This is a genomic window from Yersinia sp. KBS0713, assembly GCF_005937895.2.
Classification (GTDB): domain Bacteria; phylum Pseudomonadota; class Gammaproteobacteria; order Enterobacterales; family Enterobacteriaceae; genus Yersinia; species Yersinia bercovieri.
In genome coordinates, this window is sequence record NZ_CP042173.1 from 663,664 (window position 1) to 689,193 (window position 25,530).

A 25,530-nucleotide genomic window follows, 5' to 3' on the forward strand; every position below is an offset into this window, starting at 1 on the left:
GAAAAGTTCTTAAATCAGCGGTCAGACCCGAAAACATCCGGGTCTGGCCCCAATCGTTTACCGCTATCTAGCTTCGAAATTGCCGTCAGTTCATCTTTGTGCAGCTTAAAATCAAACACCTCAAAATTCTCTCTGATACGCGCTGGCGTTACCGATTTAGGGATAACGATTAGCCCGCAATCAAGGTGCCAACGGATCACTATCTGAGCCGCTGTTTTGTTGTATTTTTGCGCGAGCTGGCGGATAACGGGTTGATCGAAAACACCTTCGCCACCTTGTGCCAAGGGGCTCCAGGATTCGGTCGCAATATGGTGGGTAGCATTCCAGGCATGTAACTGGCGCTGCTGTAACAGCGGATGCAGCTCAATCTGATTGAGGGTCGGGGCAACCCCGGTTTCATCAATCAACCGTTGCAGGTGAGGGATATTGAAGTTACAGACGCCGATGCTGCGAACTAAACCTTGCTCTTTCAAGGTGATAAGCTCACGCCAGGCACTGACATAACGATCCTGCGCGGGATCAGGCCAGTGAATCAGATAGAGATCCACGTAGTCGAGCTGAAGTTTTTCCAGGCTCTCTTCCAGCCCCTGCTTTGGGTAGCGCTGGCCGTCATTCCACAATTTGGTGGTAATAAATAGCTCTTCGCGGGCGACGCCTGCCGTTTTTAGCGCGTGACCAACACCCACTTCATTCTTATAAATAGCCGCAGTATCGACTAACCGATAGCCCACCTCTAGCGCCTTACTGACTGCCAGCTGTGTCTCTTCAATGCTCGCCTGCCAAACACCAAGGCCAAGCTGTGGCATCAGGTTTCCATCGTGCAATTTGATAATGGGTTGCGTCGCCATGTTTATCTCCTTAGCTTACAAACTGGGCTGTTCCAGCCCTGTGACCGATAGTGTAAGTTTAGCTGTGATCATCATATTTATTAGCTTGATTGGTATTTATCGCGTGTGGGAACCATCAAAGGTGAACAGGTCTATCGTCGGCACTGACCTGCCAATGAGATAGGGGTAGCGTGATGTGTGGCAATAATCCAAAGCCTAGCAGTAAATAAATATAACGCCCACTATAATAGATGAAAGTAGTGGAGTGCTGCCTTCAGTCGTGACATAGAGCCAGCGATTGCCGACTCTATGACACCTAATTATTAGACCGCAGCTTCGTAGATACGTTTACTATCCGCTAGTGTGATATCACCGTGTTCACCAAGTTGGGTCATGCCGTGCTCTTCCAATTTTTTGATTAAATCGGGAATAGAGCTGCCATCCAGTTTGTAGGCGGACAGGCGAGTCGCGACCCCCATGCTTTCAAAGAAATGACGAGTCGCTTCAATGGCGGCATCGATGCGCTGCTCTTCACTCCCTTCACGCAGGCCCCAGACACGTTCAGCATATTGCAGCAGTTTGGCGCGTTTTTGTTCTTTCTTGGCAACCAGCAGTGCAGGTAGTACCACCGCCAGTGTTTGTGCATGGTCAAGACCATGGCGCGCTGTCAGTTCGTGACCCAGCATGTGTGTTGCCCAGTCTTGCGGGACACCGGCCCCAATCAGGCCATTTAATGCCATGGTGGCGCTCCACATAATATTGGCGCGCACGTTGTAATTCTCTGGGTCAGTCAATGCTTTCGGGCCATCTTCAATCAGAGTTAAGAGCAGCCCTTCCGCGAAGCGATCTTGCACTTTCGCATCAACCGGATAGGTCAAATATTGCTCAATGGTATGCACAAATGCATCGACAACACCATTCGCCACCTGACGTGGCGGCAGGCTGTAGGTAACAACCGGGTCCAGCACCGCAAACAGCGGTTGGACATGCGGGGAGAAGAAGTGTTGCTTATCGCCAGTGCTGCGGCGGCTGATCACCGCGCCACTGTTGGTTTCAGAGCCGGTGGCAGGTAAGGTCAGCACGGAACCCATTGGCAGCGCTTCAGTGATATCGCTACCTGTGGTTTCCAGAATGTGCCATGGATCTTGTGGATAGTTAACAGCGGCAGCGATGAACTTGGTGCCATCCAATACTGAACCACCGCCGACTGCCAGCAGGAAGTTGATTTTTTCTGCCCGAATAAGCTCGACCGCCTTCATCAGGGTTTCATAGGTTGGGTTAGGTTCGATACCGCCAAACTCAAGGAAATCAAAGCCTTTCAGTGCGTTATGGACTTGGTCCAACACGCCATTTTGCTTAATACTGCCGCCACCGTAGGTGATTAAAATGCGGGCATCAGCGGGGATCTCTTTGCTCAGTTGCGCTATCTGGCCAGTACCGAACAGCACTTTAGTCGGGGTGTGGAGGGTGAAGTTTTGCATTATTTTTATTCCATCGTTATTAATGACATTGGTAGCCATTGTCGGCAACTTAGCACCATATCTCAATGCACATTTCTGCCTTGCTCTTGCCTATTTCTCCAAAACACTGTAGAAAACTCGGTAAATACAGCACAATTTATGTCAGATCGTTTCCGATGATAGATTGCTCTAGATAACAGAAACAGGTGAACTCACCATGGTAGAGGTTAATGATATTCAGGTGCTGCTGGCGAAGAAGATTAGCCATCTGGCTCAGGGCAATGGCTTAACCCCCTCAGCTGTGCCACGGGTGAAAATTTTATACTCCACCACCCATCAGCCGCGCACCCCGGTAATGTACACCCCCAGTGTGGTGATTATATTTCAGGGGCATAAAGTGGGTTATTTGGGCAGTAAGGTCTTTCGTTATGACCCGAAAAACTACCTGATTCTAACGGTGCCACTGCCGTTTGAATGTGAAACCTTCGCCAGCCCAGAGATACCACTGGCAGGGATTTCGATTCATATAGACAGCCAAATGCTACAGGATTTACTTATCGATATAGGTGATGACGAGCTAGATAAACCCTTCGGCAATAGTTCGGGGGTTAATTCGTCTGCGCTGACTGATGAAATGTTGTGTGCCACCGAGCGATTGCTGGATGTGATGTCCAAACCCCGTGATGCCAGAGTGCTTGGCCCGCAAATTGTGCGTGAGATTCTCTACTATGTGCTCTGTGGGCAGTGCGGCGGGGCTTTGCAGGCGCTGGTTAACCGCCATGGGCACTTCAATCAAATCACCAAAACATTGCGACGGATTGAGCATCAATTTGCGGATAACTTGAATGTCGAGCAGCTAGCGGCCGATGTGAACATGAGTGTTTCGGCGTTTCATCACAACTTTAAAGCGGTGACCAACACCTCTCCGCTGCAATATCTGAAATCTTACCGGCTGCATCGGGCGCGGATGATGATGTTGCACGACGGCCTAAAGGCCAGTACCGCCGCAAACAGAGTGGGATATGAGAGCGCGTCACAGTTCAGCCGTGAATTTAAGCGCTATTTCGGCCATACCCCGAGCGAAGAGGTCGCCAAACTGCGCGCTAACTGATGTTGACGGCTCTGCTACTCAGTCACGCTTTTACGTTTGCACCACACCAGAACCAGGGTGCCGACCAAACCCACCAACAGCAACACAATGGGTAGAATCATCAGTGCAGTCATAACCTGATTTTCATAATGCTTAACCAAGGGAATCTGGCTTAGTGCGAAGCCCAAACCCACCACACTGCCAACCCACAGCAGCCCACTGAGCCAGTTAAAGAATTGAAAACGCGCGCTATTTAGGCCAGAAATACCGGCCAGTGTGGGCAATAAGGTGCGCACAAAAGCGAGAAAACGGCCAATAATTAGGGCCGCCAGACCATGGCGTACAAAGAGAGTATGGGCGCGCTGACGATAATGAACCGGTAGCTGCAAGAGCCACTTTTTGACCACTTTAGTATCGCCTAACCACAGCCCTTGCAGGTAGCTCAGCCAACAACCCAGACTAGCGGCAATGGTCAGAATGATCATGGTGGGCAAGAACCCCATGACCCCCTTGGCAATTAATGCACCCGCCAATAGCAGCAAGCTATCTCCGGGGAGGAAAGAAGCCGGCAGCAAACCGTTTTCTAAAAATAGGGTGGTAAAGAGTATGCCGTAAATAACCCAAATCACATTCGGGTCGGCAAGTTTACTAAAATCCTGCTGCCATAAGGCATGAAGGATTTCGCGTAATACATCCATTTCTGTTCCTGTTTGCCTATCGTGTGAGGATATTGTCGGTAAGGACAACTGTTGGTGTGGAGTGACCTAGTGTATCCGCATTGGCGCTGATCCACATTGATCTTATCCTCAATAACTGAATTTTTGAGGGGATATATATGTGCTGTTGATACTCTTTTTGTAAAAGAGGATGAATGCGCGGAGATTGTCACCGCGCATTAACAAGTGACCTCACTAAAACAAGTCACCTCGCTAAACAAGTCATTTCGATAAAACTAAAACAAGTCATGCCGATCAGAACCTACTCCTGCGCAGCTTTAATGCGCTCAAAGCCAGCCGCCAAGTCGTCTTGCAAATCTTGAACACTCTCCAGACCAATATGCAGGCGGAATAACGTGCCGTTAATTCCTTCGCCCTCATAGCGGCGGATCGCGCGGATATCTTTGGGTTGATAACCCAGAATCAAGGACTCAAAACCGCCCCATGAGAAGGCCATGCTGAAGTGAGTGAAGTGGTCGAGATAGGCTTCTAACTGCTGCTGTGTTAGCTCCTGTTTTAGTTCAAAGGAGAATAAACCGTTACAGCCAGTGAAGTCCCGCAGGTAGAATTCATGGCCTTTGCAGTCAGGCAGTGCCGGGTGGTAGACCGCCGCAACTTCTGGGCGCTGAGCCAACCAGTGGGCTATCTCGATACTGTTTTTCTCATGCTGTTTTAGGCGAACACTAAGAGTGCGCAACCCACGGCTAGCAAGGTAGGCGGTGTCAGCATCGACCATCTGCCCCATCAGATAAGAGTCTTCCCGCAGTTGCTCCCAACAGCGCGCATTGGCAACAGCAATTCCTAACATGGCATCAGAGTGACCAATAATATATTTGGTTCCTGATTGGATGGAGATATCAATATCAAAATCTAATGCTTTAAACAGCACACCAGCCGCCCAAGTATTGTCCATCATAATGATTATCTCAGGTGCCACCGCGCGGATAGCCCTCACCATCGCCGGAATATCCTGTATTTCCATGGTGATAGAGCCGGGGGACTCAAGGAACACCACTTTGGTTTGCGGGGTGATCAGGGCGGCGATACCCGCGCCAATCATCGGGTCAAAATAGGTCGTGGTGATACTCATGCGCGATAAAATTTTATCGCAAAAACTTTGAGCCGGCTCATAGGCCGAACCGGTCATCAGCACATGATCGCCGGCTGAAACAAAGGATAAAATGGCATTGCTGATCGCCGCCGCGCCGCAAGGATAGAGAACGCAGCCCGCGCCACCCTCCAACTCAGTCATCGCCTCCTGCAAGGAGAAATGGGTTAAGGTGCCGCGGCGGCCATAGAATAGCTCGCCATTTCCCCGATTGATGGTGGCCTGTTTTTTCGCTTTAACGGAGTCGAAAACCAGAGACGATGCCCGCTGAATCACGGTATTAACCGAGCCTTGGGTGAATCTTTTACTCCTGCCCGCGCTGACCAGGATGGTTTCCAGTTTTTCGGTGGTTGGCTTATTTGCAGACATGATTTCGTTGTTACCTTTTTATCAGCTATGCCCAGATTTCATTGACAGCATTTATAGGGGAAATTATTTCTTACGTTAACATGATGATTGTTGTGTAGGCGCAGTTTTTAGCATGAAAAAAACTCAATAGGGTGACCCGCTGTTTTCTGTGGGTTTGTCATGGGAAAATGCTACGGAAGTCGCGAAATGGGAGATTTATTAAGGAATCATAAATAGGGGGTATTTTAGGTTGCGCAGGTGTTATGACGCTCAATTAATCAATTTCCCATCTTTACACTTAATGGCACTCCCGCTGTACAGCCAATAGCTCAATCTGGTGCGTCGAAGTCGCGTAGTCCCTGATATCAGGCAATTTCTCTTTTTTTCGCAAAAAATCGGCGTAAACACTAATGATAATTACTATCAATCCCCCATTTGTTTGATATGATCGGCAGCTGATTTCGTCCTTAAATTGATATGTATATTGGGTGGAGGCACAGCGTGAAAACAGCTGGCAAAGAGATTAAAGATAGATCATTCGTGCAAGGCCGGATGATGACAGGCGTAGTGGCATTACTGCTAGTGGCCGGTTTAGCAGGTCATGCACAAGCAGCACCCGGCAACAGCAGTGCCATTGCTTCATCTGTTGCGGCACCAACAACAGCAACATCGACCCCGCTACCGGCACCGGAGCTAACTGCCGTCGCTGCAACAGCAGTAAACAGCGAAGCAAGCCCGGCGGCGACAGTTCAGCCAATAGCGGCACCCGTTCCACAAGGGCTGGCGATGGACTTATCTGTCTGGGGAATGTATCAACATGCCGACGTGGTGGTGAAAGGGGTGATGATTGGCCTGGTATTGGCATCAATTGTCACCTGGACCATTTTGTTCTCCAAAGGCACCGAGCTATTCCGCGCGCGCCGCCGCTTACTGCAAGAGCATGAAGTCATCGGCGCAGTGACGGATCTGGATACCGCATCAGAGCGTGCAGAGGTATTTGCCTCAGATAGCATCAGCAGCCTATTGCTTCGTGAAGCGCAGAACGAACGTTTATTGTCAGCAGAGTCGAATGACAACAACGGCATTAAAGAGCGTGCCGCTTTCCGCTTAGAGCGGCGGGTGGCAGCCATTGGCCGCCAAATGGGCAAAGGCAATGGTTTCCTCGCCACTATCGGTGCAATCTCACCCTTCGTGGGGCTGTTTGGTACAGTTTGGGGCATCATGAACAGCTTTATCGGCATTGCTCATTCACAAACCACCAATCTGGCGGTCGTGGCACCGGGCATTGCTGAAGCCCTGCTGGCAACAGCGCTGGGTCTGGTCGCCGCCATCCCAGCGGTAGTTATCTACAACATCTTTGCTCGCCTGATTGGTTCTTACCGTGCGCAAGTGGGTGATGTCGCAGCACAGGTGCTACTGCTGTTAAGCCGTGACCTCGATCTGAATAGCAGCAGTGAAGCAAAGTCATCTAAGCAGCCTCATCAACTGCGTGCGGGGTGATCTATGGCGATGCGGATGAATGATAACCTCGATGAAAGCGGTGAACTGCACGAAATTAACGTGACGCCGTTTATCGATGTCATGCTGGTTTTGCTGATTATCTTTATGGTGGCCGCGCCATTAGCCACGGTGGATATCAAAGTGGATCTACCGGCATCGTCAGCGGTGCCGCAGCCACGGCCGGAGAAACCGGTCTTCCTGACGGTGAAAGCGGATAACCAGTTATATGTCGGTGACCAGCAGGTTGATCGCGATACACTGGCAGCGGCACTAGATAAAGTGACTCAATCCAATAAAGAGACCACCATCTTCTTCCAGGCGGATAAAGTGGTGGATTATGAGACCCTGATGAGCGTGATGGATGCGCTACGCAAATCAGGATATCTCAAGGTTGGTTTGGTCGGCATGGAAGCGGGCGGCGCTAAATAGCCTCTCTTAGGCGCGGTGAGTGTGACCGCGCCTGATGCTAATGCTTAGGTATATTGCGGCCTACTACCTCGCTAGAGGTTGTTGTTAATGACTGCCTGAGAGCGGCTTCTAGCTCGTGGGCATCAGATACGTAGTAATAATTATCCTCACCGACGCATTTTTTCCAATCAATATAATTTGCTGGTTCGTTAGTTTCATTTGAGCCATCTTTGATGGCGATAAAAACCATTTTAATATTATTTTCTTTGATTCTTTCGCACATCCCTTTATCTATCAGTGTCTTGGATATATAAATACTTTGTTGTATTGTGGTATCATTTATAAATACATCAATACCATCAGAGATAATTACCATTAATTTATTATTACTGTTATTGCTTTCTTTTTTAAATAGGGTATTGGCATATAATATCCCAGAACTGACGAGTGTTTGGCCCAAAGGTGACATAGCTATCATTTTATCTATGAGGTCATCATGACTATTATGACTATCTAGTGAGTATGCATTGGAGTTATTCAGGCAAATAGATTCGTTTATTATATCATCTAATGGAATATCGATATATTGTGCATCTGAATTTATTGATTTAATTGTTGCGTCATAATCAATGGTAGTCGTTATAAATATCATTTGTTGCATGTATGTTGGAATATTAAGTGTAATGCGGAGGAACTCCAGTGCCTTATTTCTATATTCCTGTTTAGCCATGTTTTTTATGACGTTAGTAAGGGTGTTATATTCTCCCAACGTTAGTTCCCCATAGTTAATCTTATCAATATCAGTCAATCCTTCCAGTCCAGGGAATTTTTTTAGTCCAGATACAGTGTATTGCCGAAAGTAGTTATTATCTGCTCTATATAGCTTGGGCACAAAAGGAAAATGACAATACTTTTTTTCTTGATTATTCTCTATTACGATTCTTTTTGTTCCCCACGAGAAGGGTACGAAACCAATAAGATTAATATTGCTATTTTTGAGGATGCTACCATTCAATCGGTTAAATACATCTCTTAAGGCATTTATTTTTTCTCCTCTTGGGACTTTACCATGAAAACCCTCATTCATTGATCCAGAATAGTCGGCCACAAAGATGACATCAGTAGCTTTATCTTGAATTGTAGATACTTGTTTTATGGCAGCACCATTATCTTCAGTGCCTATTGTGGTGATTGTATTTGTCATAGCTGTTTTAGATAAGAAATTAGCAAAGTAGCTCATGGTAATCTTCGCATTATATGTCAATTGGCCACAATTATTTTTTATATCGATCTCCGGTACTGAGAAATGCTCTAATGGCAAATATGCACTAGAAAAATTAGAGACTAAATAAACATTTTTTCTCATTTGAAGCTCGTCCGGTAGGTCATCATTCTCGACCGTTAATGCTAATGTCGCTTGCTCAATAGCATCAGAGAGTTTAGCTTTTTTTTGCAATAGCTGCGAAATCTCAAAGGACAGAAATAATAGTGCAATGAAAAATGGCAATATTATAATAAAGGGTAATAAAATGGCTCCTTTATCATTTTTTATAAATTTCCGACTTATTATTATAAAGAGAGATAGTAGATTGCCGGGACGAAAAATGGATCTATTAGTGAGCATAAACTTCCTTATTAATTTTATTATCATGTTGCTATGAGTTAGGCGTTAGCGTTCAATCGCCACAGCTGACGATGTTATCGGAATAGCCAAACCTCCCCCTGCGGTCGGCAGACATAATGTGACTTGATACAGCGGTATCCAGCGGCCAGTATGGGCATAGGGTGACAAATTTATCATCTTAGATAGTGGTCGTATTGGTTGGCATGAGCCGAGGCTAACTGAAACAGTATTCTGATTATCAATATCTTTTATTTCAGGATTGCTCGGCAAAAAATGCAATGTCTCAATTGTCATCGCCAAGTTAGAACTCTTCATGCCCGAATTTAATAGCATTTTTTCAGCGAGACGTTTTAACTCCTCAACTTGCATCTGAGTCAGACGATAGTCACTGCCATATAATTTACTCCGCTCCCTTACTATCCCGGCAATAGAGTATGAGATACGATCCAATTTACCCACTGTTGATTGATATGTTGCCACTGAGAGCAACACTTTGATAAGCAGTGTAATAATAAAAACCGCAAATGCGAATTCGATAATTACCGAACCATGGCAGTTGAGAATAAAATTATTACGCTTAATTTTCTTGTACAAAAATCACCTCGCGAGATAACAATATATTAGACCAGACGGAGGGAATCGGGAAAAAAAGGGGGCTATAGGTATAGCTAACACTATAACGTGCTAGTTTTTGATCTGTATATACTTTGCTCATTTTATTAGCGATGATATCTGATATGTTATCACTAAATTCTACACTAGCAGTGACCGCGTTATTATTGGTTATAAAAGCCCCCAATACACCTTGCTGAGCCATTAGGCGATTAAGGAATACCGACTGATAAGTTGCACTATCATTTTCTTTCTTATTTTTAGCTGATTTTGCCGCTTCTGAAACTGCCAGATCCAGGCTGGCAGAAATATAGAGTAAGCGAGAGATTTCTGCTGAAAATAACAGTGTGAAAATTAACAGAATAAAGAGTATTGAAAACTCAATAGCAACAGAGCCGCTATTTGATTGAAAAAATAGCCGTTTTATCTTGCACATCATACACCTTCGGAACTTAATTTTTCTTGACGAAGATGGCTCACCTGACTCAATGCTAATATTAGCTCATCAGGGTCTGTTGCCATTTTATCCGCAATAATTATCTTTTTTGCATACGCAGTATCACCAAGTTGAATAAGTGAAAACACCAGGTTATGTAATAATTGTGGGTTTTTATTTCCGGCCAGATAGTCAGGTAAGAGTATTCTAACCGCATCAGTATAACGTTCATCAAGCATTGCCACGACAGCAAGATTATTCATTGCGGTTTCATCAGATATAAATAAAGTGCGAGCTTGTTCAAAAGCAATTTTAGCTTGATGGGTTTCACCATCATTAGCTAATATAATTCCATGCAAGTTATGGGCTTCCGAACTCTTCGGTGAAATAGCGAGGAGTTTTTTTACCGCAATTTTTGCTGCCACATTATCATTGCTGTTAATGAGATTCTTGGTTTGCAAAATATAGTAATATTCATTTTCTTTATCGACTATTGGCTTTGAATAATATAAAGACGACTGACTATCACCGGCAAGATAGTATGCATTCGCTAATTTTAGCCTAACTGCATCATTCTCTTTTGTTTTTAGTTGTTCACGATATAAGCTAATAAGCCCACCATAGTTATTAGCTTTAAGTAAAATACTTTCTCGATAAGAGAACTCCTTTTTACTCAGATTATTAGAAGAGCAACCAGTGATTATAAATGTAAACAGAGAGATGGCGAGTATAGATTTAAACTTGTTGTACATAAGCGATTAACTCCAGAACACTAGGTGAGATAACTAATACGACAAAGGGAATAAGAATAAAAATAAACAAAGGTAGTGTCAGTTTTGTCGACAATTTACTTATTTTTTCTTCTGTGACTAACAGTTGCATTTCTCTTATATCTTGAGATAGCTTAATTAATTGGTCATAAACAGTAGAACCAAAACTGATACTGTATTGTAGTGTGCTACAAAACATTTTTATTTCAGTTGCAGTGGAGCATTGATGCAACTCTTTAATTGCGCTTTCTAGACCATTTATTTCTGCCCGTTTAGCCATTTTGAGAATTATTAAGCTCAAGTCTGGGTTTATTAACTCAAATTTTCTTGCAGCATAACTCAGTGAACTGTCTATTGTCATTCCAGATTGCACACATGCGGCCGTAATATCAATAAAGAATGGGAGCGACTTAAGTATAGATTCAACTCGCCTGGCGATAATTTTTTTTATCATCACTTTCGGCAGATAAAGGGTCGCGAGTATGGTAATGAATCCAATCCCTATCAATGAGTTCAGATTAATAGTAATTGTACCTGTCACGACCAATATAATAGCTACTGCTAGGACTATTATGATGATCAGTAACTTCAGATAAACCATATTATAAAATATAGCTGGCAGTTTTATAAAGTGAGCTAAGTTATCGTCTTGCTCTTTCTCTTCTTTTACCTTCTCTTTGTTTTCTTGTGTTTTATCATGCCCATTTACTCGATTAAATACTGAGATTTTATTTGATTTTGATTTCTCCTTTAATAGCATGGCAATCAAAAATAGAGGGATAGCAATAAGAAAATATATTTTCATAACGTCTTCCTGAGCATTTTCCTTATTAATGCCAGTCCAATTAACTCACTGGCGATAATATAGTAAAAAATAAGCTTACCAATACTATGATTCCACATTGACTCTATTGTTGTCGGATCAATAAAATAGAGTAAAAGAGAGAATGCCAGCGGCATTAACGATATAATATTTACTGACATCCGAGTCTGAGCGGTCATTACGGCTTTTTTCTGCTCAGATGTTTTGTTTTTCGCTATAACGCTTGATAAGCGGTTAGTCAGCTCCCTTAATTGCCCACCTTGTTGCAGATTAAGTAATATTATAGTGATAAGAAAATAAAACTCGGGGTAGTGAAAACGCTGATAGGCATCATAAAAAACAGTTTCAGGTGACTCACCCAAATTAAGCTTTCGGCAAATAAGGGTAAGTTCATCACCCAATGGGCCATTTATTTCATATCCACAACGCTCTAATATTTGATTAATACTTGCACCACTACTGGCTGCCATGGTTATCATCAAGATGACCTCAGGAAAGTCCTGATGAAAAATAGCATGATGCATTTTTCTCGAAAACCTTAATTGGAGGAGTATCACACTGATAAAGATAAATACTGATATAAGAAAAATATTAATATGGAACCAGTTATAATTTACTGAATATATAAAAATTAAGTAAATCATCGGAATGGCTATATGCTTTTTGTTTTTATTTTTAACTATATAAGATAAGTAGCCAGTCCACTCTAATAATATTTCTCTAAAGAAATTTGTGATCTGAAGATTTTTTTTGAATGTCCTTTTTTCAGTGTTGTCAATGGATCTTTTTATTCTAATCCATTTCAAGCTGCTTAATACCAACAATAGAATACCAGATGATAATATTATATAGTATGTCATTATTTCACCACTGAAAAAATACTACTTAACTCATTTGATAAGTTATAGATATCAGCATTTATCCTGACAGCGGAGCGGCTAAATAAGCCATGATTAATAAAGTCCCCCTGGATTTTACCTTGTTGATCACGTTCTTTATCTGGCTTGAATGAAAAAATATCCTGTAATACGACATTCTCACCTTCCATCCCCATAATTTCACTTATATAACGGACTTTCCTGGATCCATCATTCATCCGTGAGACCTGTACTATTAGATTGATTGCTGAGGCAATATTACGCCGAATAGTAAAAATGGGCATATTAACTGGCCCCATCATGATCATACTCTCCAATCGTGCTATGGCATCACGAGGTGAATTAGCATGTAGTGTTGACATTGATCCATTATGGCCAGTATTCATCGCCTGGAGCATTTCAAAAGTTTCTTCGCCGCGACACTCACCAATAATGATCCTATCGGGGCGCATACGTAATGAGTTAATGACTAAATCCCGCATCGTGATCTGTCCGGTATTTTCCAACCCCGCTAGGCGTGTCTCCATGCGCACCACATGGGGTTGTTCAAGATTGAGTTCAGCTGCATCTTCTAAGGTAATCACTCTCTCATTTTCAGAGATGTATTTTGATAGTGCGTTGAGTAATGTCGTTTTCCCGGAACCGGTGCCGCCAGAGATAACGATATTGACCCGACAACTGGCGGCAATAATCAAAAAATTGGCCATATCACTGCTCATTGCCCCCATATCGACTAGGTCTTCCAATTTTCTTTTATTATTACTAAATTTTCGGATCGAGAGTGCTGTGCCATCTAAGGTAATAGGACTTATTGCTGCATTGATGCGGCTACCATCAATTAACCGGGCATCAGCCAGAGGCCTACCTTCATCAATACGGCGATTTACACGTTGCATTAAGCGCTTGGTAATATCAGTCAATTGAGTATTATTAATAAATCGGCGATCGCTTAAGCTTATTAGCCCATAGCGCTCAATAAATATTTTCTCCGGGCCATTAACCATAATGTCGCTGATAGAGTCATCTTCCATTAACTCTCTTAGTGGACCAAATCCTGTAATTTCATCTGCTATCATTTCGACTATTTTTTTCTGATCTTGAGTCGTTAGTTGATGCTCATTATCATTAAATAGCTCATGGTATGTTTGAGAAATAAGATTAATTAGTCTGCTATAATCATTGACCAGATGTTCCACCTTATCTGTGTCAATATTCGCTAGCATTTTTTCTCGGATTAACTCTTGTGTAGATAATGGTATCTTCATGATGAGCCTTTTATTTTAGCAGTTGTATAATCTTATTAATCCACATTTTGTTATATACCGATGTATTAATACGAATGCCAAGTGCATGTTTGGCTAATTCGGTAATTGATCTCTTTCTACGGCCAAAGTAGTTTGAGTGACTAATTGAATCACTTCCTTTGCTTATATAAGGTATTTTAATATCTATTGTTCGTCCTAATAATGATTGCACATCTGAGGTGTTTAGCATGTCTTTAGTGACTGGACGGCTCTCATTTAAGCAAATTATTAATTTAATACCTCGCTTGTTATCTCGCTTAAAACGAGAATAAGTATCAATAAACTCTTTGGCGATCCGAACTGATATCATGCTATTGTCTAGTATTAAAACTATACAGTTAGAGTATTCGATATAATCTGTTAAGTTTTCTTTCGGTGTATTATAAATTGGTTGATCGAATACAATAAAACTATGCTTTTTAGTTTTATGAAAATTAATATCACTTAACTTCTTCTCTTTACATAACATCAGATCAAGGTTTTTTTGATATTCAGTTAGCTCTGCACTCATCTTTTTTTCTGTCACCAGGTCAAGATCTTGCGATCCTTGACTACCTTGTAACAGTAGAGTGGGGGATTTTCTTAATTGAGTCACTTCATGAGCTAAATGATAACTGAGTAGTGTGGTGCCAATTCCCCCTTTACAACCGAGCACACTGATAAAAAAGGCTTTTCTTTCTGATTCTATCTGAATGCCTTTCAGTAAATATTGTGTTAGTTCAGCTGATTGTGACTGAATATTTAAGTAGAGTAGCCCGCATTCAGTAAACTGCTGTGCAATAGTGATTGAGTCAATATCACCGACTAAAACACACCAGCAGTCACGAGGGACATGATTTTTTATTAAATTTAATATATCTTCAACATCACCATTGTCACTGATGTCAAGGATCACTCCGACAGTCTGATCTGGAATATTTACCGCTGTCACATTAAAAATATCCTTTTCGACGCTTTTAATTTGATTTATGTCCGTCAGTCGTATTTTTTCAGATATTTTTTCAATTACCCAGTTTCTTTCGGAAATAATGACAATGGTATTTTTAATTTTATGCTCTTTTCTGCTGATTAAGTCTTTGTTGAGAATTAGTTGCATATATCACCATTGTCACTAGAGCGTTTTCTATTGTTATTTACAGCACATCCTATAGCTTTGTTTTTTAATGCACGATAGTCATTAAGATTATACTTACAATGGCTATATTCAGTTTTGTTCAGATAATAGACATCTTTACTATTACTGTTTACAGTAAGTTTGTCTTTTTTAACTAAAACAAATGAACGATCACTCTCTATAGGCTTAATTATTGTTGTGGCATGAGATAAATTAGGTAGTAAGAGTGTGCTACTGATTAATAAAAATTTCACTTAATAAACCCTCCCTTGCTTAGGAACTCTTTAGCCATCCTCTCTCTTTTTATTTCCATAATATGGGTAAAGTTAAAGAGGCGTTCAAGTGTTGAGGTATGCATAAAATCAGGTAGTTCGATCTCTTTTCTTGAGACAGGTTTTACCAGGTTTACTGTGGCGATCACGACCAACTCAGTTTGGCTTTGTTCAGTTTGCGCATTGCGGAATAAAGCACCTAATATAGGAATATCACCTATAAATGGAATTTTTTTGAGCGACTCTCTTTCGCTATTACTGATAAGACCGCCCAAGATAAAACTTTCACCATCACCCAGCTCTAATGTCGTTGCGGCTTTACGTGTTTTTAATGAAGGATAAGAATCGCCGCCTTCCATGCTAAATGATTTACCTATGCTGCTAACTTCTTCATTTAAGAGAATGCGTATCCGTTTTTTCTCATTTACTTTGGCACCAATATTGAGTTTGATGCCAAATTCTTTATAAGTCACTGTTTGACTATTTTCAGTGTTACTTGCAATAGGAATTTCACCGCCAACCAAAAATGATGCACTCTCACCTGATAATACCGAGAGGTTCGGCTCAGCTAACACACGAGCAATAGATTCATCATTAATTGCATGTACTAATGTACTAATACCATTGGCATTGAATTTAACGAACTGGAAAGAGCCAATGGCGTCACCCATAGTGCTCCAATCTACCCCGACATTTTCAGTGAAATCCTTGGTGACTTCAGCAATGGTTAATTTGACATTGACTTGATTAGCTTGTGGTAGTTTTAACTTATTAACGATGTGTGCATAATCTGGCGTGCTGAGATATTGTTTCTCGCTGGCTTTCTCTTTCTGACTACCAATAGCCTCGCCAACAATAGTGGCGATGGTGTCTTTCTCCTCTTCTGACTCCACTATCCCGGTTAAGATGTAGCTGTCGCCAATTTTATCAATGTCAATGTTACTGTCGGGATACTCAATCAGTACTCGCTTATTTGCCGCGTTAATAATATTATTTACCAAGATAGTTTTCTTTGCGAGCACCTGGTGTTTATCATCAAATAATATGATTTCTGTGGTTCCTTCACTTTTAGCATAAACAATAATGCTATTTTTATTGACTAATTCATAGTCAGCTACAGCGGCCGAAGAGACAAAAACAGTATCTATCTCTGCCTCTGTTTTAATGATGTATGATTCACCTGAAGAAATATAAACCGATTTTGCATTGGCTTTGTTAACTACTATTTGTAACACCGTGATGATAAGTAAAAAAAACAATGTATCCCAGTTTAGATATTTTGCTCTGACTGATCTCATCCTCTTAGCTCTCTTATTGTGCGTAGTTTGGGGAAAATGTCATGTAAGCTTTTTGATGTATGATGTTCATCACGGAGTTCAGTACCTGGTATCAGGAATATATCACCCGATTTTTCCGCTAAGTGTATTATATTCAGTTCCTCAGTATTGATTATGACCTCTATATAACCAACTAATGAGATTTTAGTCTTTTGGTTTTTCTTATTTTCTTCTGATAATTCGTTGGCGGAGTACTTTTTTATCCTTATTACTCGCATGTTGGGAATGACTTCAGTTAATAAGTAGTTCTGTTTTTTTCTGTCATTCATCTCTTGGGTGTTAATAGCAATACCATTTTCCACTCCTTTTCTTAAATCTGTCTCAAGGGTTCTCAATTGTAATGAAAGGGTATCACCGAAATTTAAGACATCAAGTAAGTGCTGCTCCTGTTGTTCTATATCAAACTTATAAATGACTTCACCTTTTTTTAAGCTTAGGCGATCAAATTCACTACTCTCTGGTGAGACCAACATCTCGTTAGTAATATAAGAGCCACTAAGAATATTTGTTTTCAATAAGTGACTTTTAATGTTTTCAGGGTTTGATAGATCACTTTTTATTAGTTGGCTAGATTCTGGCACCATCACTGTCTTTAGCGCATAATCATCTTTAGTTAAGATGGTGCCTGAAGATAGGTCGCGTGTTGATTGTGCCAGCATAATAGTGGCGATTTTCTCTTTTTTTGGTTCGACAAGATTAGTGAGAGTATTGCTGCCATCTTCCCTATTACCCAATACTCCTGCGGCACCTATTGCTATAATGATAAGTGAAAATAATAAAATAAGTTTACGGTTCATTATTGCTAACCTCTATGCTTATGGGAGACAAATTATTTATTTTTAGGTAAATAGAGATAATAAAAAACCACCAGTAATGGCGACAGCATAAGGTACTCCTCGTTGTTGAATATCAGCGCGGTTGATAAGCATACCTATAATCATCACAACTCCCCCCATGATTGCCGTATAGAGTATGAAATTTAGCGATTGCTCTGCGGTTAAAGCTAATAGTAATACGGTAATTAACTTTACATCGCCACCTCCAATCAGTTTGAAATTAAATAGGATATAGCCAGTCACTAGTGCGAACAGTGGAATAATGATACTGACCCTATGGTATTGAAAAAAACCTAAAGCTAATGTATTGATTGCAATAGTCATAATAAACCTATTGCTAATGATACGGTGGCGGATGTCGCTATAGCAAATTAGCAGTAGCTGTAGCATTAATAAGCTGGTTAACAAAAAATTAATAATTCCCAATATGGCTCCTCATATAGAAGTTCAATATGGCAATCTAAGGTTGCCATATTGAATAATTAAATTTATATCTGTTGCCTCTCAGCTCTAAGGCGTTACCCCTTAGGAATATTTACTGCATTTTTGGCTGTATCGATCACGGAAAGAACCATCTGTTCCAATGGTCCTTTGGCTGACGCAATAAGGATAGCCGCTAAAGCAATAATCATGACGTATTCAATAATGGAACCTCGATTATCTTTCATGAATTCTTCGGTTTTCAGTTGAGTCGCGATATAGCCTTTAGTGATTAAGTTCATCATATTCGTTTTCCTTTTAAGTTTTTAAGTGGTGGGGGGTATTCCCCATTATTTTATTCTAAGTAGATACTTAACTAGATTAGTTGGGTGTTTGACTACTTCCCGAATCGATGTGTTTATATTCGCCTCGTTCGTAGTGGTAGCTATTTAACTGTTTTTTTTTCACCAGTGCCATTTCATTATCATCATTTAATCTTGTTAAATTATCCTTATCTGATTAATGGTGTTAAGGATGAGGAGTATCGCCATGAAATAATATAATTATGACTAAGACTGAGAGGAATGAGAGCCAGCAGAAAGAGAAAAATGCCAGCAGAGAGATTAATTTTTTCCAGCGGTAGCTTTGTAAAAACCCCGGTTTAGTAGGCGGCAGCGCAACTTGCGCAACCACACTTGCCATCGAGGGGGAGAGGGCAAGTGGTGCGGGGGCTGCTGTGGCTAGGATGTTGGTTTCACTCTGTTGTGGCTGTTCAGTCGCCTCATCACAGGTTGTGATTTGGTTGACGGCACCGATATAGCGCACACCTTTGCGTGGAATAGTATGGATCAGCGACTCTTTCAGCCCGACTTGAACAAATGCTTTGCGCAACATATAGAGTTGCCCGTAGTAGCTGCTTTCGCTGACCGCGCCCCGTTGTTCTTTCCACACCTGATTAATGATCTGCTCTTTTTCAGTCACGCCGCTGAGTAATAGTTTTAAAAACCTAATATTATTCTCAGTTAATATCGCAATCGCCCCATTGGGCCCATTTAAGCAGCGTTGTGCAGGGGAGAATAGCACTGTCCCTTCTAATTTAAACACAATCTCATTTGTCTCCATATTGGCGGCCACCTATCCTTTATAAGGGTTACGCTTATTATTTTAGTGTTTTTACTGTTTCTGTTGCGATCTAATGATAGTAGTAAGAGCATTAAGATGTTGTGCGCCTGATTTATTCTAAATCTCAACAGTTCTAATGTTTACTCAGCATATTCTTGCACGGATTAATTATTGTTAACAAGTCTGTGATGAGCATCGTTAGCCTAAAGTTTATTATTTATCGTTTCTTTTTCTTATTATTTTTCTATTGTATTATATTTTATGTAATTTCATTTTTAATTAAGTTACAGTTAATAGATGGTTCTTCTTTATTTCTGCCGAGTCATTCTATTTTTATACCTTAAAATATAATATTTGGTTTTTATGAGATATCAATAGAGAATAGAGGGCGCTGCCAATATCTTATTTAGCCCTTATGTGGGCGCTAAATGGTGCGGGTTATTGGTGTTGAGTGGATTAATTTCTTTTCGGTTACATCAGTTGTGCTGAGAAGTGATATGACAGCAAATGAGAGCGCCCTAACTCCTTTGAGGCAAGAGTTAGGGCCAGGATGATTTTTATTGCCGTTTTATGGCGTTTCGTTACCTTTTTTATGCAGCAGCATATAGACCGCCGGTATAACCAGCATCGAAAGTAGTGGTGCACTGACCATTCCGCCGATCATGGGTGCGGCAATGCGCTGCATCACTTCTGAACCAGTCCCGCCACCCCACATGATTGGAAGCAGGCCCGCCATGATGGTGGCGACGGTCATGGCTTTTGGTCGCACTCGTAGCACGGCCCCCTCGTGGATCGCGGCGCTCATCTGGCTGGCGGTCATGGTTATGCCGGGTTGTTGATGCTTTTTCACGGCCTGATTGAGATAGAGCACCATGATGACACCAAATTCCGCCGCGACCCCCGCCAGTGCGATAAAGCCTACCGCCGCGGCAACGGAAAAGTTATATCCCAATCCATACAGCAGCCAGACACCACCAATCAGTGCAAAGGGCAGAGTGGCCATGATCAGTGCGGCATCGCGCACACTGCTGAAGGTGACATAGAGCAGCACGAAAATGATCATCAGGGTGACGGGTAACACAATTTTCAGTTTTGCCGTCGCCCGTTCCAGATATTCAAACTGCCCAGACCAGCCAAGTGATACCCCTTCCGGCAGCTTCACTTGCTGTGCCACCGCCTGCTGCATCTCAGTGACCGCTGATTTCAAATCTCGCCCGCGCAGATCGACATACACCCAGTCGGATAGGCGCGCGTTTTCACTTTTCAGCATCGGTGGGCCTTCGCTCACCTTAATGTCAGCCAGTTCGGAGAGCGCCACTTGCCCACCATTGGCCGTTACCACCGGTAAATCACGCAGTTTTTGCAGTGAATCACGAATTTCCCGTGGATAGCGCAGATTGATGGGGTAGCGCTCGCGCCCCTCAATGGTTTCGCCGATGTTTTGCCCGCCGATAACTGTTGCCACCAGTGATTGCAGCTCTTTGACTGATACCCCATAGCGGGCCGCCCGCAGGCGATCGATATCGATATCCACATAGCGCCCCCCTGCCAGCCGTTCAGATAGTGCTGAAGTGACACCGGGCACCTTGCGCACCACCTGCTCAATTTGTTGTGCGACCTGCTCGATCTGCTGCACATTTTTGCCGTTAACTTTTATCCCGACCGGGCTTTTGATGCCGGTGGACAGCATATCCAGACGGTTGCGGATCGGCGGCACCCACAGATTGGCAATGCCGGGGACATTGACAGTGGCGTCCAGCTCCTCGATCAACTTATCCATGGTCATACCGGGTCGCCATTGATCCTTTGGCTTAAAGCGGATGGTGGTTTCGATCATGGTGAGCGGCGCGGGGTCGGTAGCTGTCTCGGCCCGCCCGGCTTTACCAAATACTGTCGCCACTTCCGGCACCGTTTTGATCAGACGATCAGTCTGTTGCAGCAAGTGGCTGGCTTCCCGTACCGAGATCCCCGGTAGGGTGGAGGGCATATATAGCAAATCGCCTTCATCCAGCGCGGGCATAAATTCGCTGCCTAAGCGACTGAGGGGGTAGAGGGTTGCCAGCAGCAACATACCCGCAATCGCCAGGGTGGTTTTAGGCCGCGCCAACACGGCGGTGAGTACCGGATGATAGATTGCAATCAGGGCGCGGTTAATTGGATTGGCACTCTCATCGGGAATTTTTCCGCGAATAAAATAGCCCATTAATACCGGAACCAGGGTGATGGCTAAACCCGCCGAAACCGCCATGGCGTAGGTTTTGGTAAAGGCCAGCGGGGAGAACATCCGCCCCTCCTGCGCCTGTAGGGTAAAGACCGGAATAAAGGATAGGGTGATGATTAATAAGCTGCAAAATAGAGCCGGGCCGACTTCAATGGCTGCCTGCTCTGATATGCGCCAATAGTCCTGGCTGGCCGGCGTTTGTCCGGGGTGACTCCGCCGCCACTGCTCCAGCACCTTGTGCATGTTCTCGATCATGACGATCGCTGCATCCACCATGGCCCCGATAGCAATGGCAATGCCGCCGAGCGACATAATATTGGCATTGACCCCCTGATAGTGCATCACGATAAAGGCGCCGAGGATCCCCAGCGGCAGGGTGATGATCGCCACCAGTGCTGAGCGGAAGTGGAACAGGAACAGTGAGCAGATGACCGCGACGACTAAAAACTCCTCCAGCAGCTTAAATGATAGGCTGTCGATGGCCTGGGTGATCAGTTGCGATCGGTCATAAACCGGCACGATCTCCACCCCAGCAGGCAAGCTGCGCTGAATCTGTTGCAGCTTCTCTTTCACCGCATTGATAGTTTCCAGCGCATTTTTGCCGTAGCGCATCACAATGATGCCGCCGGCGACCTCCCCTTCACCATTCAGCTCCGCCACGCCACGGCGCATCTCTGGCCCCATGCGCACACTGGCGACATCGGAGAGTAAAATGGGAGTGCCATCACGGCTGGTGATCACGATATTGCTGAAATCAGCTGGCGTTTTCAGGTAACCGCTGGCCCGCACCATATATTCGGCGGCTCCCATCTCCAGCACTGACCCCCCGCCCTCCTGATTGCTGTCGGTAATGGCGTTGGCAATTTGCTGATGGGAGAGATTTAGCGCCCGCATCCGTTCGGGATCGAGCACCACTTGATACTGGCGCACCATTCCGCCGACGCTGGCGACTTCCGAGACATTCGGCACGGTTTTCAGCTCAAATTTTAGCGTCCAATCCTGCAGTGCGCGCAGATCCGCCAAACTGTGTTTGCCACTTCTGTCGATTAAGGCATATTCATAAATCCAGCCGACACCAGTGGCATCCGGCCCCAGTGCGGCTTTGGCCTCGGCGGGCAGGGTAGATTGCACCTGGCTGAGATACTCCAGCACCCGTGAGCGCGCCCAGTAGGGATCGGTGCCATCGTCAAACAGCACGTAGACATAGGCATCGCCGAACATCGAGAAACCGCGTACGGTTTTGGCGCCGGGCACCGAGAGCATGGTGGTGGTGAGTGGATAGGTGACCTGATCCTCCACCACTTGCGGCGCTTTGCCGGGGTAACTGACGCGAATAATTACTTGGGTATCAGAGAGATCCGGCAGGGCATCGAGCGGGGTCTGTTGCAGTGACCAGACTCCCCACGCGGCCATCATCACCGCGCCGAGTAGCACCAGCAGGCGGTTGCGCAGTGACCAGCGGATAATGGCGGCAATCATAAGTGGCCTCCATGGATATCGGCACTGCTATTTGATTTTATCGGCTGGATCTGGCGGATCTGCGCCCCTTGTTCGCTGAGAGTAAAGGTGAAATTAACCCGGCTGCCCACCACGATTTCCGGTGCTAACTTGCTCGTGGGCAGCAGGAAATCCATGGTCATCGCCCCCCATTTCAGTGCGGCTATCGGGCCGTGAGATAGGGTGATGCTCTGGCCGTTGATAGCTTTGACCTCCCCCTGCACCGAGTAGATATCAACTGGGCTGCCAGCTGCACTCTCTGCTGGCGGCGTGACGGCTGCTGGAGTGTCATCCATTTGCGGCAGGGCGCTTTGCAGGTTGGCTTCTGAATCAATCAGGAATTGACCCGAGGTGACCACTAACTGGCCCACATTCAAGCCGGATTTGATCTCTACCCAACCCTCCTGAGTTTGTCCGGTACTCACCTCGACTGGCTTAAAGTGACCCTCCCCTTGTGCCAGTAGCACGGTGTTGCGGTTGCTGCTCATCAGCAAGGCTTCCTGCGGGATCGCCAGCACCGATTGCAGTTTATCTGCGGATGTCGATTGCACACTCAGGTACATACCCGGTTTGAGCTGCTGCTGCGGATTTTCCAGCACCACTCGCGCCTTGAGAGTGCGGGTGGTTAGCTCCATATTGGGCAGTAACTCGCTGATTTTGCCATGAAAAGTCTCACCCGGCCAACTGGCGGTGGTGGCCGCAATAGTGCTGCCGAGAGTGACTAAACTGGCTTGCGATTGCGGATAATCGACGACGATCCATACCGGATCAAGACTCGCCAGCTCGAACAGTGATTGTGTCGCGGTGACTTGCGAGCCGACGCGGATATCCAGCTTATTCACATAGCCATCAGAGGGGGAGCGCAGTGTCACCCGTGTTTGCGGCTGACCACTTCTCTCCACGCTACGAATCACCTCTTCGGGCATAAATTGCAGCTGTAGCCGCTGGCGGGCGGCGGCGGTCAGTTGGCTATCACCCAGGGTGCGGATCGCCAGATACTCCTGCTGGGCGGCACTCCAATCGGGTACCCAGAGTTGAGCTAATGGCTGGTTTTTAGTGACCGGTTGCTGATTGGCGCGCACGTACAACTGTTCAATGATGCCGTTAGCACGCGCGGCGATCACTTGCAGAGTGCGCTCATCGGTGGCGACGGTGCCGTAACCATGCAGGCGATAGTTGAGCGCGCGCATCTCTGCTGGCGCAGTGCGAACCCCCAGATTTTGCTGTTGACGCGCGCTGATGGTCACGCCGCCATCGTCAGTGGTTTCACCGGCATAACGCGGCACCAAGTCCATATCCATAAAAGGCGATTTACCCGGTTTATCAAAACGTTGACCGGGTGACATCGGATCGTACCAATAGAGCACGGTGCGGCTATTTTCTGCTGTTGCATCGGCGTGAGTTGCCGCTGCTGCTGGGGTAGTTGACGACGGTTGCCCTAACAGATAACCGCCAAGGCCACTGATCACCGCGACCGCCACCAAGGTTAAACTCAATTGCTTTTTCATTGCGCGCTCTCCTGCGGGGTCAGATAACGGATGGCAGCCCAAGTGCGGGCTAACTCTCTGGCGGCATTGCTGGCATTGAGTTGGCTGTCGAGCAGGGCGCGCCGTGCTTCCAGCACACTGCCCAAATCACTTTTATTGGCCTGATATTGTGCCATCACCAAATTAACCCGTTGTTTTTGCAGCGGTAACACCTCAGCTGTTTGCCGATGCCATAACTGCTGGCTGGCCTGATACTGCGCCAACAGTGTGTCGAGCTGCGCCCGATGATCGCGGGTCAGTAAGGTCAGTTGGTCATTGGCTTCCATGGAGCGCGAGAGGTCAGCGGCGTAATCTTTGTCCTGCCGTTGTGAGCGGAACAGCGGCAGATCGACGGTCACCATCACGCCCGCCATATCCTCATATTCGTCCGCCCGTTTGGCGTAATAGACTTCAATCCCAATATCGGGGGTGGCGGCAATAGCCGATTGCGCCGAGCGGGCTTTGGCAACATCCGCTTCACGGCTGGCGAGCAACACCTCCGGGTGTTGGTTGATGGCCTCGCGCAACAGGGTTATCTCGGCAGGCAGACGGGTGAAATGGGGCAAGGGGCCGCTGATGTGATTGACCTCAATGCCGGTCAGCTGGGTCAACTGGGTTTGCGCCAGGGCGACATCCCGCAAGGCGGTGGTCAATCTGTCCTGCATCGATGAGAGGGCCAGGCGGGCATCAAGCACACTGCTGGGTAGTGCGCCACCGCTGGCAACTCCCGCCCGTTGCAGCGCCACCTGTTTTTCGCTCTCCTGTACCAGCACCTTGGCATCACTGACCGCCTGCTCAGTTAGGGCCAGATCCAGCCATGCCTGTGCGGCCTCTTTTTGCAGCCGGGTGCGGATGGTTTCACTACCCGCGGCGGTTTTACGTGCTTCGGCGCTGAGGGTATCGGCCTTTCTTTGCCGTTTATCGCTGCTGATATAGTCCTGCATGATGCCGACGCGCTGCATGGTCATGCCCTCACGGGTAAAGCGGCGGGCATTGTTGCCGCCGACGGGCAGGTTTTCAATGCCGAATTTCAGTTTAGGATCAGGTAATTGGGTGGCGGAACTGGCCATATTTTCCAGCGCATTAACCTGATGCTGGTTAGCAGACAGCTCAGCCGAATAGCGCTCAGCGGAGGTGAGCGCCTGTTCCAGCGTGATGTCTGCCGCGTGGCTCACTGCGGGCAGAGTGAACGCCGCTGCCATCAACCAACTGACAAATCCTAAACGCCATGCAGCCGTGTGCCGCCCCTGTGGCGGGTGATTAAGTGATGAGTTCATGGTG

The 25,530-nt window shown here is 45.2% G+C and carries 24 protein-coding genes; 3 read left to right on the plus strand and 21 right to left on the minus strand.

The window, feature by feature from the left end; all coding sequences use genetic code 11:
- Positions 1–14: 14 nt before the first annotated feature.
- Both dkgA and yqhD read right to left on the minus strand, forming a co-directional pair.
- Entirely contained in the window at positions 15–848 is an 834-nt protein-coding gene (dkgA, locus tag FFE93_RS03135; protein ID WP_005271133.1) for a 2,5-didehydrogluconate reductase DkgA, read from the minus strand.
- Positions 849–1,150: 302 nt separating this feature from the next.
- Complete coding sequence (yqhD, locus tag FFE93_RS03140; protein WP_032896518.1) at positions 1,151–2,308, minus strand: alcohol dehydrogenase; 1,158 nt, start codon at positions 2,306–2,308, stop codon at positions 1,151–1,153.
- Between the two features lie 196 nt (positions 2,309–2,504).
- On the opposite strand from yqhD, the gene FFE93_RS03145 reads away from it, so the two are divergent.
- Positions 2,505–3,398 carry an AraC family transcriptional regulator gene (locus FFE93_RS03145; RefSeq protein ID WP_005271138.1) on the plus strand — a complete coding sequence of 298 codons (894 nt, stop codon included), beginning with the start codon at positions 2,505–2,507 and terminating at the stop codon, positions 3,396–3,398.
- Positions 3,399–3,412: 14 nt separating this feature from the next.
- Here the strand turns inward: FFE93_RS03145 and FFE93_RS03150 are convergent, their stop codons facing one another.
- Together FFE93_RS03150 and metC are read right to left on the minus strand one after the other, a co-directional pair.
- On the minus strand, positions 3,413–4,075 hold the full coding sequence (locus FFE93_RS03150; protein WP_005271140.1) for a DedA family protein: 663 nt from the start codon (positions 4,073–4,075) through the stop codon (positions 3,413–3,415).
- A 280-nt stretch (positions 4,076–4,355) separates the two neighbouring features.
- The gene (gene metC, locus FFE93_RS03155; protein WP_005271142.1) at positions 4,356–5,570 is read right to left on the minus strand and encodes a cystathionine beta-lyase; all 1,215 of its coding nucleotides are present in this window, start codon (positions 5,568–5,570) and stop codon (positions 4,356–4,358) included.
- Positions 5,571–6,050: 480 nt separating this feature from the next.
- Here metC and exbB point away from each other — a divergent pair, with 480 nt between their 5' ends.
- The gene (gene exbB, locus FFE93_RS03160) at positions 6,051–7,049 is read left to right on the plus strand and encodes a tol-pal system-associated acyl-CoA thioesterase (protein ID WP_186367690.1); all 999 of its coding nucleotides are present in this window, start codon (positions 6,051–6,053) and stop codon (positions 7,047–7,049) included.
- Positions 7,050–7,052: 3 nt separating this feature from the next.
- Entirely contained in the window at positions 7,053–7,478 is a 426-nt protein-coding gene (gene exbD / locus FFE93_RS03165; protein ID WP_004390102.1) for a TonB system transport protein ExbD, read from the plus strand.
- A 37-nt stretch (positions 7,479–7,515) separates the two neighbouring features.
- Here exbD and FFE93_RS03170 read toward each other — a convergent pair whose 3' ends face one another.
- From FFE93_RS03170 to FFE93_RS03250, 17 genes are all read right to left on the minus strand, one after another.
- A complete protein-coding gene (locus FFE93_RS03170; protein ID WP_138774758.1) occupies positions 7,516–9,081 on the minus strand; it encodes a pilus assembly protein in 1,566 nt (521 codons plus the stop codon).
- 45 nt (positions 9,082–9,126) lie between these two features.
- A complete protein-coding gene (tadF, locus tag FFE93_RS03175; RefSeq protein WP_138774759.1) occupies positions 9,127–9,675 on the minus strand; it encodes a tight adherence pilus pseudopilin TadF in 549 nt (182 codons plus the stop codon).
- On the minus strand, positions 9,659–10,132 hold the full coding sequence (locus FFE93_RS03180) for a TadE/TadG family type IV pilus assembly protein (RefSeq protein ID WP_409994328.1): 474 nt from the start codon (positions 10,130–10,132) through the stop codon (positions 9,659–9,661). Before FFE93_RS03180 ends, tadF begins: the two co-directional genes overlap by 17 nt.
- A complete protein-coding gene (locus tag FFE93_RS03185) occupies positions 10,129–10,881 on the minus strand; it encodes a tetratricopeptide repeat protein (RefSeq protein WP_054872950.1) in 753 nt (250 codons plus the stop codon). Before FFE93_RS03185 ends, FFE93_RS03180 begins: the two co-directional genes overlap by 4 nt.
- A complete protein-coding gene (locus tag FFE93_RS03190) occupies positions 10,865–11,704 on the minus strand; it encodes a type II secretion system F family protein (protein WP_032896527.1) in 840 nt (279 codons plus the stop codon). Before FFE93_RS03190 ends, FFE93_RS03185 begins: the two co-directional genes overlap by 17 nt.
- Complete coding sequence (locus FFE93_RS03195) at positions 11,701–12,582, minus strand: type II secretion system F family protein (protein ID WP_032896530.1); 882 nt, start codon at positions 12,580–12,582, stop codon at positions 11,701–11,703. The genes FFE93_RS03190 and FFE93_RS03195 overlap by 4 nt, the downstream gene beginning before the upstream one ends.
- Positions 12,582–13,865, minus strand: coding sequence for a CpaF family protein (locus FFE93_RS03200; protein ID WP_054872952.1), 1,284 nt, complete (start codon positions 13,863–13,865; stop codon positions 12,582–12,584). Before FFE93_RS03200 ends, FFE93_RS03195 begins: the two co-directional genes overlap by 1 nt.
- Positions 13,866–13,875: 10 nt before the next feature.
- A complete protein-coding gene (locus FFE93_RS03205; RefSeq protein ID WP_054872953.1) occupies positions 13,876–15,000 on the minus strand; it encodes a pilus assembly protein CpaE in 1,125 nt (374 codons plus the stop codon).
- Positions 14,991–15,272, minus strand: coding sequence for a hypothetical protein (locus FFE93_RS03210; protein ID WP_072083903.1), 282 nt, complete (start codon positions 15,270–15,272; stop codon positions 14,991–14,993). The genes FFE93_RS03205 and FFE93_RS03210 overlap by 10 nt, the downstream gene beginning before the upstream one ends.
- On the minus strand, positions 15,269–16,588 hold the full coding sequence (locus FFE93_RS03215) for a type II and III secretion system protein family protein (protein WP_049602687.1): 1,320 nt from the start codon (positions 16,586–16,588) through the stop codon (positions 15,269–15,271). Before FFE93_RS03215 ends, FFE93_RS03210 begins: the two co-directional genes overlap by 4 nt.
- Positions 16,585–17,424 (minus strand): SAF domain-containing protein, encoded by an 840-nt coding sequence (locus tag FFE93_RS03220; protein ID WP_138774760.1) that lies wholly within the window; start codon positions 17,422–17,424, stop codon positions 16,585–16,587. Before FFE93_RS03220 ends, FFE93_RS03215 begins: the two co-directional genes overlap by 4 nt.
- 42 nt (positions 17,425–17,466) lie before the next feature.
- Positions 17,467–17,889: a prepilin peptidase gene (locus tag FFE93_RS03225; RefSeq protein ID WP_005271170.1), complete on the minus strand. Its 423-nt coding sequence runs from the start codon at positions 17,887–17,889 to the stop codon at positions 17,467–17,469.
- A 92-nt stretch (positions 17,890–17,981) separates the two neighbouring features.
- Complete coding sequence (locus FFE93_RS03230) at positions 17,982–18,188, minus strand: pilus assembly protein (RefSeq protein ID WP_138774761.1); 207 nt, start codon at positions 18,186–18,188, stop codon at positions 17,982–17,984.
- A gap of 223 nt (positions 18,189–18,411) precedes the next feature.
- A complete protein-coding gene (locus FFE93_RS03235) occupies positions 18,412–19,005 on the minus strand; it encodes a transcriptional regulator (RefSeq protein WP_032896537.1) in 594 nt (197 codons plus the stop codon).
- Between the two features lie 568 nt (positions 19,006–19,573).
- Positions 19,574–22,705: an efflux RND transporter permease subunit gene (locus FFE93_RS03240; protein ID WP_054872959.1), complete on the minus strand. Its 3,132-nt coding sequence runs from the start codon at positions 22,703–22,705 to the stop codon at positions 19,574–19,576.
- Positions 22,702–24,231, minus strand: coding sequence for an efflux RND transporter periplasmic adaptor subunit (locus tag FFE93_RS03245; RefSeq protein ID WP_054872960.1), 1,530 nt, complete (start codon positions 24,229–24,231; stop codon positions 22,702–22,704). The genes FFE93_RS03240 and FFE93_RS03245 overlap by 4 nt, the downstream gene beginning before the upstream one ends.
- Positions 24,228–25,526: a TolC family protein gene (locus FFE93_RS03250; protein ID WP_138774762.1), complete on the minus strand. Its 1,299-nt coding sequence runs from the start codon at positions 25,524–25,526 to the stop codon at positions 24,228–24,230. Before FFE93_RS03250 ends, FFE93_RS03245 begins: the two co-directional genes overlap by 4 nt.
- Positions 25,527–25,530 lie beyond the last annotated feature (4 nt).

What these genes read in the sequence shown, in the direction of transcription:
- dkgA (WP_005271133.1), bottom strand. Translation starts at nt 848, where the DNA reads ATGGCGACGCAACCCATTATCAAATTGCACGATGGAAACCTGATGCCA.
- yqhD (WP_032896518.1), bottom strand. Translation starts at nt 2,308, where the DNA reads ATGCAAAACTTCACCCTCCACACCCCGACTAAAGTGCTGTTCGGTACT.
- FFE93_RS03145 (WP_005271138.1), top strand. Translation starts at nt 2,505, where the DNA reads ATGGTAGAGGTTAATGATATTCAGGTGCTGCTGGCGAAGAAGATTAGC.
- FFE93_RS03150 (WP_005271140.1), bottom strand. Translation starts at nt 4,075, where the DNA reads ATGGATGTATTACGCGAAATCCTTCATGCCTTATGGCAGCAGGATTTT.
- metC (WP_005271142.1), bottom strand. Translation starts at nt 5,570, where the DNA reads ATGTCTGCAAATAAGCCAACCACCGAAAAACTGGAAACCATCCTGGTC.
- exbD (WP_004390102.1), top strand. Translation starts at nt 7,053, where the DNA reads ATGGCGATGCGGATGAATGATAACCTCGATGAAAGCGGTGAACTGCAC.
- FFE93_RS03170 (WP_138774758.1), bottom strand. Translation starts at nt 9,081, where the DNA reads ATGCTCACTAATAGATCCATTTTTCGTCCCGGCAATCTACTATCTCTC.
- FFE93_RS03180 (WP_409994328.1), bottom strand. Translation starts at nt 10,132, where the DNA reads ATGATGTGCAAGATAAAACGGCTATTTTTTCAATCAAATAGCGGCTCT.
- FFE93_RS03185 (WP_054872950.1), bottom strand. Translation starts at nt 10,881, where the DNA reads ATGTACAACAAGTTTAAATCTATACTCGCCATCTCTCTGTTTACATTT.
- FFE93_RS03190 (WP_032896527.1), bottom strand. Translation starts at nt 11,704, where the DNA reads ATGAAAATATATTTTCTTATTGCTATCCCTCTATTTTTGATTGCCATG.
- FFE93_RS03195 (WP_032896530.1), bottom strand. Translation starts at nt 12,582, where the DNA reads ATGACATACTATATAATATTATCATCTGGTATTCTATTGTTGGTATTA.
- FFE93_RS03200 (WP_054872952.1), bottom strand. Translation starts at nt 13,865, where the DNA reads ATGAAGATACCATTATCTACACAAGAGTTAATCCGAGAAAAAATGCTA.
- FFE93_RS03205 (WP_054872953.1), bottom strand. Translation starts at nt 15,000, where the DNA reads ATGCAACTAATTCTCAACAAAGACTTAATCAGCAGAAAAGAGCATAAA.
- FFE93_RS03215 (WP_049602687.1), bottom strand. Translation starts at nt 16,588, where the DNA reads ATGAGATCAGTCAGAGCAAAATATCTAAACTGGGATACATTGTTTTTT.
- FFE93_RS03220 (WP_138774760.1), bottom strand. Translation starts at nt 17,424, where the DNA reads ATGAACCGTAAACTTATTTTATTATTTTCACTTATCATTATAGCAATA.
- FFE93_RS03230 (WP_138774761.1), bottom strand. Translation starts at nt 18,188, where the DNA reads ATGATGAACTTAATCACTAAAGGCTATATCGCGACTCAACTGAAAACC.
- FFE93_RS03235 (WP_032896537.1), bottom strand. Translation starts at nt 19,005, where the DNA reads ATGGAGACAAATGAGATTGTGTTTAAATTAGAAGGGACAGTGCTATTC.
- FFE93_RS03240 (WP_054872959.1), bottom strand. Translation starts at nt 22,705, where the DNA reads ATGATTGCCGCCATTATCCGCTGGTCACTGCGCAACCGCCTGCTGGTG.
- FFE93_RS03245 (WP_054872960.1), bottom strand. Translation starts at nt 24,231, where the DNA reads ATGAAAAAGCAATTGAGTTTAACCTTGGTGGCGGTCGCGGTGATCAGT.
- FFE93_RS03250 (WP_138774762.1), bottom strand. Translation starts at nt 25,526, where the DNA reads ATGAACTCATCACTTAATCACCCGCCACAGGGGCGGCACACGGCTGCA.